Genomic DNA, 10634 nt, shown 5'->3' with positions numbered 1-10634 from the left:
ATGTACTTGCACTGGCGATGCCTGCTCGCTTCAGGCAGCAACTGGCTGACGGGCGTTCTATCGCCGAGATCCACGCCGATATCCAGCTGGCGCTGCTGGCAGTGCGTAGAACTCACGATGCGACCGTCTTCACACGCCTGCTGCTGTGTCGTGACGAAGTGGGCCGGCGCGAAACAGCACTTGAGTACGCCGACCAGCTTCCGCTGGCAATGCTGGCTGTCGGGGACATTGATGCAGCCCTTTCCTTTGTGCAGAACTTCCCCAGCCAGGGATACGAGGTTGTCGACGCTCTTTTGGCGCGAGGCGACTTCGAGCGCGCGAAGGAGCTGTTTGAAAGCCTCGAGCCGCTAGCGCAGCTCCATACGTCCAAGTTCCAGAACCACGGGCACAACCACAACATCAACGAGTTCGAAAGGTGGGCAAAGCGCGCCGTCAACTTCCGAGACACCGAACAGATCCAGACAGCGATTGACCACCTCGCCGCAGAGGGGCTACGCCAGCCCGAAAAGTTGGATCCAGAAACTGTCGCGTCGCTGCGCCAGCATTTGAGGAGGGAAGCCGCAGAGGCGATGCTCCTTCAGAAGGTTGGCGCTGATCCACAAGAACTTTGCAGCGATCTCGGGGTAGCCGATGAAGACAAGCCGTCTGTAATGGTTCGCGCAGGGCTTGTGGCAAGTCGGCGTGGCGACGTCGCGCACGCGCTTGCCCTGTTTGATGCCGCCGCCGCCCTTCCTGGCTTCGGAAACGTGCCCAACGGCTACCGCCGCCGTATGGCACTGATTGCATTCCAAGCTGGCCGTTGTGACCTTGCCGAGGCCCTGTTCGACAAGTTGGTCGCACCGATGATCTCCATGTGCGATGACGAGACGGAGCTGGCTGGGCTGGGTAATCTGGTTGGCGCGGTGATGCATCACGCGAGGCTTTGCACGCTGCTCAATAAGCCGCTGCCGAGCGCGACACCGTCGAAGCACACCTTCCTTCATCCGTTCCAGCAGCACGCCTCGACGATAGGCGTGCTTCTAGGTCGCGCCGCCGTCGACAACGCGTCCGTGCTGGCTGGCAGCATCCAGGACGAAGCCCGCATTGCCCTTGGGTACATCCTACGACTGACATCAGAAGGCGGCAGCGAGTCATATCGCATCCAGCAGGCCTTCAACGCGGTCCCCGTGCTCGCGCAAGCCCTGCTGAGGCTCGGCGCCAAGTGTGGCGAGGATGAGTACCGCGCGGTACTTCGAGAAGTTGACGCAGCCATTGCCTCATCGACGCTGGGGGGTACCGCGTACCTGCGACGCCGATTGGCCGTCGATACGTATCAGATTGACGGTGACCGTGTGGCCGCCGTCGACCGGCTCAACGCCCTAGTGGCGGAGCTTCAAGAGAGCACGCCGAGCGAGCAGATTGACGGCCTAGCGGATCTGGCCATCGCATTGGCTGCGGTCGGGGACTTAGAGCAGGCGAAACAGTTGCTGGCGACGGTTCCGGAGCAATGCCTTGGCTACGCATTGGCCCCAAAAAAGGACCCGCAATACGCTATCTGGCGAGACATCCTGGTCCTCGCGAACGCCGTTGACCCAGAGAACCGTGTCAAGCGGGTCTCAAACTTGATGCGGCAGGTCGGCGGCATGACTGAAACGGAAGGGTCGTCGGCCGCGCATCGCCTGACGATGTCGCTCATTGAGGAAGCCATGCAGGTCGGACCTCGCTTCGGCTTCGAGGTGTCAAAGACACTGGCGGATTGGCATCTGATTGGCTGGCCGAACCGCGTTGACCTGCTAATGACGGGGATGGTCCGGCGAAGCCCTGAACTCGCCTTGGCTTGCGCGACGGTCTGGTGCGGACTGTGCCTACCGTTCTACATGGAACCGCATTACAGGGATCCGTACAATGTCGGCGACTTCATCGACGTCGCAGCCGATGCTGTAGGTCCCGGCCAGATTGAGTCTCTCGCGCTGATGCTATTGGGGGTGATCGAGGTAGTCAGCAGAGCACACGAGAGGGTCGAACTGCTCAAGCGCCTTCGCACCGCTGCTGGAAAACAGGGGTTCTCATCCGACGAGCTCGACGCCGCTATCGCTCGGTGGGCATCAGAAGCACCGGAACCGCGGCACTCATATACACCCAGCAAGTACGACTCGGAGACCACTCTCGAAGAGCTTGAGCGCGCCTTCGAAGCAGATGGCGACGAGCTGAACTACAACGCTCCGTACCGTTTCAGAGCTCTGGCCGAGACGGCCCCGCTTCATCTGGTGCGGAGGATGTTTGAGCGCTGGCAGGTCTTGCAGGACGACGCGCGCTGCCGCTTCCTGATGGTGAAGCGGCTGGCTGCGGCGGGAGAGGTTGAGTACGCCAAAAAGCTGATGCAAGGCTACGAGACAAGCAAGGACCCTTGGAGCTCCTGGAGCCAGTGGATGGGCGGCGGCAAGTTCCTCTATTTTGAGGCGAAGAAGCTTTTGGAGGGACCAGCCACGTCTTCCGCCGCCTTCGAGAACATCGTCGATTCAGTGACGGCGGGTCAGGAGAGCACCCAGTCGCTGCTGACAGAGCTGGATTCGATATTGCCAGTAATCAGCGCGAGGCCGGATTGGCCGGCCATCTGGTTGCTGCTTGAGGAGCAGATGGCCTGCACTCGCGAGTTCCAACTGGGACGGCCCTTCCAGCCGAGCGAGCTTCCGCTCAGCGACACGGATCTTCTGGAGGACTTGCTGCACTTTGCCTATCGGCTGCCCGTTGCAGAAGTTCAGCGACACGCACGTAATTGCGCGCTGCGCTTGGCAGGGCAAGCCGGACACGGTCAAGCTTTGTTCAAGTCCCTTTTGCGGCGACTTCTAGCAGGCGAGTTCGATGCCCCCTTGCAGGCGCTCGGAACGCTGCTGGCTGCTGACAGCGTGAACCTTGCACCCAAGTTGGGCTCCACCGTGGCCGCGTTGATCAGTCACCGCGACATCGCGGTGGCAGAGTCAGCCGCGCTCTTGTCGCATCGGTGGGGGCTCGCCGTCTTCTTGGACGCGACGCCACTGCCGCTCTTCTATAAGCTCGAACTCGAGCACCCCTCAGAGGGCGACCCTGCGTTGAGGGACGAGAGAACTGGCGCGATGCGCGTCGAGTCGCCGCTTGGCTGGACCCAGATGTTGCGCTCCACGGCACAGCACATCGCGAAGGTTACAGGCATCGACGAGATGACAGTCCGCCGACGCGCGGCGATGTTCATCCAAGATTGGGGGGGGCTTGAGGCATTCGGGCCCTCTGGCGTCAAAAGGCTTGAGGCTCAGCTTCGCGTTCTCAACATGCAGATCACTTACCTGAAGCCTCACGCCTACATTGCCATTGCCGCCCTTCGCCACGTCGCGGGAGAACTGCGGCTGGCCGGCAAGCTGACCGGCCGCGACAGGCCGACGCTGTTGGAGAGTTTGGGTTGCCCGCTTCCCCCTCGGCCGCTGAAGCTCCCGCGAGTGCGTCCCGAATGGATTCGAATGCCGCTGATTGACCGAAGTGCCGGTTGGTCCGAGCGAGAGCAGAAGTGGGTTGACGAGGTCGACAGCGACGTTGCGCCTTTCCCGGCACACCACGACGGCCAGGTTGTGGCCGAGGTGTCGCTCTTCAAGATTTTTAGGCCGCGCCTATCGGAGCACCGCCTCTCCCGTTTTAGAGCACCCTCGGCACAGACTGACAGTGAGGACTTCGACGACTGCTATACCAAGCTGCCAATTGCTGTTTGGCTAGGTCAGTACCTCGCACTTGACAATGAACTGGCGCCAACGCTGGTAAGGCGGGTTGTTTGCTCTGTGGACATGGGCTTCGACGCAGCAGCCTATACTTTCGCGTTGTGCCCGAATTGGGTGATGAGGCTTCGCTGGCATGCGCACGACAACGAACCGAGTGTCTTCCTCGACGCAAGCGGAGCTGTAGTCGCGAAGCTCCATTGGTGGCGTGACGCCGGACTGGTTGATATCGATGAGGAGTCTCTGGTGGGCGAGGGTTGCTACCTCGTTCTGACGCCGGTAGGCCTCAAACAAATCACCACTGCCCGTGGGAAGTTGGACCTGGACATCAACGTGTTCGCAAGCAGGCAGATCAAGCTGCCAAGCAGCTACGGGCAATCTCTCTTGAAGACGGCGAAGAACGGATACTCGCTCTAAGCTATGCACATTCAGCGGCGATGCCAGGCGAGAGGGCTCACGCTGGCTTGAGCCGGTAGTTCCGGAATACTGCTTCCGGCCAGGGGGCCAGCGTTCGTAGTGCCTCAACGACCGACCGCCGGCCATCAAGAGTCATTCGTCGGTCAAACCTATCGGGCCGGTTAAGCTGATCTGAGTCACTCGCCCAGCGCGCCACTATCGGCAGCATCAGCACAAACCGCTCCTTGATCGTCATCGCCGTTCGACCGACGCAACTCGCGCAGCGAAGCAGTGATCAGGCCGTATTGACCGGCGCCGCAGGCGAAGCTGCGGCTTTAGACCTCTTTTGCGCAAGGTCGTAGTTCTTTACGAAAGTCATGAACGCGTCGTAGACGTCCTTGACGGGGGCGGAGGGATCAGGCTTGCTCGTCGAGGCGAAGATGTCGTAATACAAGGTGAATCTTACCTTGTCCGCCTCCCAGTCCTGCTGCCAGACCTCCTGATACAGCTTCTCCTTTCCTCGACCGGTCGGGCCAGCCGTATGTGTCCTCTTCAGGATTTCGGAGAAGCACAGAGAGTTGACAGCATGAATCAACGCCTGGAGTGCATCAGCGATCTCTTGTAGCTGTTCAACCTGAAGGGCCAACGGCTTCTCGAGCAGTGGCTTGTGCTGGTCAATTCCGAGTCGGAGGGCCTGCTGGCTGCCGAGTTTGCCGAACCGATGAATGCCGCAATGGCGCACTTGGCTGATCGCCTCAAAGTTCTGGAACAACTGCTGAAGCGAGTCAGGAATCTCGATGCCACACAGGGAGCGCAGTTCGCTAAAGACGTTCTTGGCGGATGCGAGCGAGACGCCTTCGAGGAGGGACTCGGGAAGCAGCGCGGGTTCATGATGGATCGCGGCGCCATATGTCACCGTCCGCGTTGCGGCATTGGCCTCACACGCGGTGTCTTGACGAATCAGGCGCCGCAGCAGAGATCGGAAATAGCCTTCCGCTGCTGAAACCATGCCCAGGTACACCAGTGACCCGAGCATCGGCACGTATTCGTTGTGCTGCTCTGCCCGCAGGTACAGCTTGTTGATCTCAGCAAGGTTCCGGCGGAACTCGTCGATTGGCGACTCAACCACTGGTACGTGCGCCGCATCGAACCACTTGGCCGTATCTAACTTCGTTGCGGTCGGTGCCGGGAAGGGCGTGATAGTTTCCAACAGGCTCGTGGTGTTCTTGCTCATGGTCACGACAGGTACTCGTCAAGAAAAGCTTGAACTGCATCAATGATGGTCTTGGCGCGCACTTGGCCAACGCGATGAATCGTGCGCAGCGTCGTGCCTGGGTCCTGCAGAGCGATAAACTCGCCAACCGTCTGCGGCAACGTGTCCGAGCTGCTGAGTTTTTCTCGTTGCCATGGCGTTAACCCCGGCACATCGGCTAGTCGCGTCAGCATGAGCCTGTCGTACGTCGATTCGTCAGTGAGCTTTTCCCCACAGTTGAAGCAGTACTTTGCGCCCTCCACGCGCTTGGTCTGGCAGTTAAGGCAGTTCGGAAGGTCCAGGCACAGTGCTTCAAGCGTGGGAGAATCCAGCAGAGTGGACATCGATCGACGCACGGGATGCTTCTCGTCAGGACGGGACAGCATGTCGACCGCAAATCTCGGCGAGAAGCCGCCCTTCTTTGCGAAGGCGCGACGTGCCTGAACAGCTGCCAGGTGGGGTACAAATCGCACGTAGTCGCGATCGCCGTGGGAGACACCTGAGACTGCGTAAACCATGCCAGCCTCTTGAAGCAGCAGGAGCATGCGCTGCACATACGGCTTGTCATTGACGCCCGACGCATCAATCCCGATGTACAACTGGCGCGTCGTACCTTCGAGCAGGAGCTGGTTGGCGTCGTAGACGGCTTCAACCATCTTGTCTAGAAGCTGCTTGCCGACGCTAACGATGCTGGAGAACTGGGGCTTCTTGTCTTTTAGCGTCAGGTATTCGAGTACGCGGTCAGCCAGAAACTCGTCGATGGTGACGTTGAAAGTGCTCTGGGCCGTCCCATGGCGCTTCGCGTTCTTCAGGTAGCTCCGGACCAGCGTCATGAACGCGCGGGGGACCCCGAAAGCGCAGTAGGCGAGTAGCTCTCGGATGTCATTAGGAACCGAGGACATGTCTGGAAAGCGCTTTGCGCCAATGTCCAGCATGAAGGGCAGGTAGTCTTGGTCAGTGACGCGCTTCCAGACGAAGATCGTGTCAGCCTCGTGCCCCGCGTGGAAGTTGGGGCCGTACTCCGTAGTGCCCGGGTAGACCGACGCCTTCGGCGCGATTCGAGCAGCTTTCAGCGCCCGATAGATGTCGAAGAAGTGAGACAAGTACTCGGGAGTGAGAGTGAGCGCAGCATCGTCGAGCAGTAGCACAATCCTCCGACGTCCGAGCGCGTCTGAGCTGCGGAGGAGCAATTGCTTGACTCGGTCGATCGTCAGCCTGCTGGCGACCTCGTCGAGCTCCGCGCTCAGAGGCTGGTTCTTCTCGTAGGCGCCGATCAGGTCCCGCAGCTCTGTCTCGTTGAACTCCAAAAGCGCGTCGATGTCGATTGCTAGGTCGAGGTCTTGTGCGTTGAACGCCTCGATGGACTCGTGGCAGCCAACCATGACGTTGGCGAGCACCCAAACGTAAAACATCGACATAGCCTCTGGCCGACGACGCAGCAGGGGCTCCAGCGTGTAGTATCGGTTCAGGTTGATGTAGATCGCCAAGGGAAGATCCGGATCGGCGATGCATTGCGTAAAGGCAAAGCGCATCAAGTGCGTCTTGCCGCAACCGCGCGGGCCTACCAGCAGCTTCGCGCCTGACCCCGTCAGGGACCGGATCCACTCTTCCGCGTCGTTTGTCAGCGCCGTCCTGGAGGGGAATGCAGCAAGCTCCAGATGGTCTGCACGCTCTTCATATTGCTGCTCGACCTCGCGCTCTTCGTCTAGCGTTAGAGACGATGCGTTGTCCAAGGCTGAAGTACTCATGTATGTATCACAGGTTGGGTGAGCCGATTGAGCCAAGGATAGGCTCAATCGGCAAGGTGCCGGGCGGCGAAGCTTTAACCTTTAACAACAGCCATGACGCACAGCTGTCTTCAGAACTGGATCTCGAGCACGTTCCGCTTGGACAAAAAGCGCGCCGCAACACCATGGGCCGAGGTCGCCAGCGCGCGCTGGCCTGCATCACTCTCGAGGAACCTGTAGAGCCGCTCGCGGTGCTCCTCGGTCGCGCGCAGCGCAAATATGCAGTCGCTAATAACACATGGACCGTGGACCACCAGGGCAAGGCGGTTGTGTAGATTGCGGCCCACGCGTGCAAGGAGGATGTCACCAGGCCATGCCAAGTGAGCGTTACGGCTCATCGTCCTGGCTGCACTATCGCTGAGTGAGAAACGCTTGGGCACGATCCGAATGGTGTTCTCGCCATCAGGCTTGGCAAAGTCGCCAAGGTGAAAAACGGCGGTAGGAAAGCCCCCAATCTCGGAAGAGCAAATCGATCCGCGAATCACATCGGTCAGGGCGTCGCCTACTTGAATCCGCCGATACCCGTCTTGCAAGCGTTGTGCGGAGCTCGCTTGCGCATGGAAGGTGTAGTCCATCCGTTTGGCGGCGAATTCCTGCGGAACGTCGACTGCGGAGCTTAGCTGGCCGTCTGGGCCCATCTGGCGGAGCGTCAGCTGGTCAGTCTCTCCGGCCATCTTGGACAGCACCGCCAGGTAGGTCTGGGCTTCGGTGCCTTTGAAGACACCTCGCGGCAACTGTACGACCTGCTCAATCAGATGTTGGCGCAACAGCGCACGACGCACGCCGCCGAACCGTTCGGCGGTAACTAAGCCGTCGGGCAGGATCAAACCCAGCTTGCCCTTACGGCGCAGGAGCCGAAGGTTCTGCGCGAGGAACAGCAGATCCGCTCCTGCATCGTGCAACGAGGCCAGTGCTCCTGAAAGGCCAGCGTCTTCGAGGATGCAGCCAAAATCGGCTCGCCAACGCGGCCGGATGTAGGGCGGATTGCAGACTGCCACGTCAACGGTGCCCAGGCGCACACCGATCTTGTTCGGCAGGTCCTCGTCGAGCGCATCGTGCACAAAGTGGATGTGCTGTGGAGTCTGGCCCAGACTGTGTGCACTCTGCCGTTTGGAGGGGCACTTGTCGGTATCAACGGTAATGAGTCGGGCGGCTTGCCAGCGAGTTGCTGCAGCAGCGCATAAGGCACCCGAACCGGAGCCCAGTTCGAGGACCAGTTTGGGCTTTGGGACGTTGATGCGCTCAATGAGGGTGCGGCTGACCTCGGGGGACGTGTAGTACCGCCCCGAAGGATCGGATGTGCGCCCCGATCTAATTAGGTTGTGACCAGCATAGTCCGTTTCTGCCGTCATCTTACTAGTCTCATGCAACGCCGCTTGCTATAAGAAAAGCAGTGGCTGAATCGTTGACCGCAAATCCCGACAGTGTATCGCGTCTGGATGCGGGCGGCTATTGCCGATAGACAATACGCGGAGTGTCGAACGAACCCAGTCGATGACCGCAATGAGTTCGTGACCGCATGCTCGATACAGGGGGCCCCAGATGGCTGAAATCGCTGCCCTCCGAGGCCATTGCCACCGACGGCTGTTCCGGCCGAGGTGCCGTCGCTCGTTCGACAGGCTCTTCCTCGGTCTAAGCGGGCTCTCACCAGCCTGAGTTCGACGGTCCGCGTTCGATCCTAAGCGGTTGATTGCCGCCCGGGAAAACGGACGCTACGGTGAGCCAGGCGGCAGACCCGCCGCAGCACAACACTGTCAAGACCGAGCCAGCAACCAACCGACGGGACGGTCCGCTCGAGCGAGATGCTGGGCGTATTCTCACCACAACTTCCAGCACGGTTTGTCTTTGTCACTTGATACCGAGGCTTGGCGCGGTTGCAAGTGCTTAATCGAGGCGCCCCTTGGGCTCGTGAGCTACTCAAACAGCACCGTCTGTACTATGTGCCTCCGGGCAAGCAGGCTGATGAAATGGGCCAGCGCTTCGACGTCCAGCGTCCAACCTCACGAGAGTCGGCCTTCGTGTTGCCCGGTCGGAGGTAAATCGAAGCCACTCACCCCCGCTCCCGCACAAGCCAGAGCCACGCTCCTTGCGGTAAAGTCGCGCGCTCACGCCGTACGGCGACCCGACACGCAACGACCCCATGGCCATCAAGAAATCCGATCTCTACTCGTCCCTTTGGGCTTCCTGCGATGAACTCCGCGGCGGCATGGACGCCAGCCAGTACAAGGACTACGTCCTGTTCATGCTGTTCATCAAGTACATCACCGACAAGTACGCCGACAGCGACGCCTTCGCCCCGCCGGTGATCATCCCGAAAGGCGCCAGCTTCAAGGACATGATTGCCCTCAAAGGCAAGAGCGACATCGGCGACAAGATCAACACACAGATCATAGCTCCGCTGGTCAACGCCAACAGCCGCCTGTCGAAGAGCGACTTCCCGGACTTCAACGACCCGAACAAGCTCGGGCAGGGCCCGGAGATGGTCGAGCGCCTGACCAACCTGATCAGCATCTTCCAGAAGCCGGAGCTCGACTTCTCCCAGAACCGTGCCGAGCACGACGACATCCTGGGCGACGCCTACGAGTACCTGATGCGCCACTTCGCCAGCGAGAGCGGCAAGAGCAAGGGTCAGTTCTACACGCCGTCCGAGGTCAGCCGCGTGATCGCCAGGGTGATCGGCATCGGGCCGGACAACACCAAGGCCTCCACCACTGCCTATGACCCGACCTGTGGGTCCGGGTCACTGCTGCTGAAGGTGGCGGCCACCGCCGGCAAGTCCATCACGCTGGAAGGTCAGGAGAAGGATGTGACCACCGCGGGCCTCGCGCGGATGAACATGATCCTGCACGACTTCCCGACCGCCAGCATTCTGCCCGGCAACACCCTGGCCGCGCCCAAGTTCAAGGACGGCGAGCAGCTGCGCACGTACGACTACGTGGTGGCCAATCCGCCGTTTTCCGACAAGGCGTGGAGCACCGGCCTCACACTCGGCGACAGTGGCAGCGGTGATCCCTACAAGCGCTTTAGCTGGGGCGTGCCACCTGCCAAACAGGGTGACTACGCCTACCTGCTGCACATCATCCGGTCGATGAAGGCCACCGGCAAGGCAGCCTGCATCCTGCCCCACGGCGTGCTCTTCCGCGGCAACGCGGAGGCCGTTATCCGCGAGAAGCTGGTCCGCTCCGGCATCCTCAAGGGCATCATCGGCCTGCCGGCCAACCTCTTCTACGGTACCGGTATCCCCGCCTGCATCCTGGTGCTGGACAAGGAGAACGCCGCCGCCCGCAAGGGCGTCTTCATGATCGACGCCAGCAAGGGCTTCATCAAGGATGGCAACAAGAACCGCTTGCGGGAGCAGGACATCCACAAGATCGTCGATACCTTCACCCGCCAGATCGACACCCCGCGCTATGCCCGCATGGTGCCCTTCGACGAGATCGCCGACGCCCGGAACGACTTCAACCTCAACCTGCCGCGCTA

5 protein-coding genes are annotated in these 10634 nt (G+C 60.5%); 2 read left to right on the top strand and 3 right to left on the bottom strand.

Annotated elements, in window-relative coordinates; genetic code table 11:
• Positions 1-17: 17 nt before the first annotated feature.
• The gene (locus Q0672_RS20710; protein ID WP_298625380.1) at positions 18-4136 is read left to right on the top strand and encodes a hypothetical protein; all 4119 of its coding nucleotides are present in this window, start codon (positions 18-20) and stop codon (positions 4134-4136) included.
• Between the two features lie 274 nt (positions 4137-4410).
• On the opposite strand, the gene Q0672_RS20705 is transcribed toward Q0672_RS20710, so the two are convergent.
• The 3 genes from Q0672_RS20705 to Q0672_RS20695 all read right to left on the bottom strand — a co-directional run bounded on the left by Q0672_RS20705 (position 4411) and on the right by Q0672_RS20695 (position 8506).
• Positions 4411-5349, bottom strand: a complete 939-nt coding sequence (locus tag Q0672_RS20705) for a hypothetical protein (protein ID WP_298625377.1) — start codon at positions 5347-5349, stop codon at positions 4411-4413.
• Between the two features lie 2 nt (positions 5350-5351).
• On the bottom strand, positions 5352-7115 hold the full coding sequence (locus Q0672_RS20700) for a hypothetical protein (protein WP_298625374.1): 1764 nt from the start codon (positions 7113-7115) through the stop codon (positions 5352-5354).
• A 110-nt stretch (positions 7116-7225) separates the two neighbouring features.
• The gene (locus tag Q0672_RS20695) at positions 7226-8506 is read right to left on the bottom strand and encodes an N-6 DNA methylase (protein ID WP_298625372.1); all 1281 of its coding nucleotides are present in this window, start codon (positions 8504-8506) and stop codon (positions 7226-7228) included.
• Between the two features lie 788 nt (positions 8507-9294).
• Between Q0672_RS20695 and Q0672_RS20690 the strand changes: the two genes are divergently transcribed.
• Positions 9295-10634: class I SAM-dependent DNA methyltransferase (locus tag Q0672_RS20690; protein ID WP_298625369.1), on the top strand; the 1340-nt coding region annotated here is incomplete at its 3' end.

The organism is uncultured Zoogloea sp. (assembly GCF_937894855.1).
Taxonomy (GTDB): domain Bacteria; phylum Pseudomonadota; class Gammaproteobacteria; order Burkholderiales; family Rhodocyclaceae; genus Zoogloea; species Zoogloea oryzae.
The sequence above is the reverse complement of the archived record's forward strand: the minus strand, read 5'-3'. Positions and strand labels throughout refer to the sequence as shown.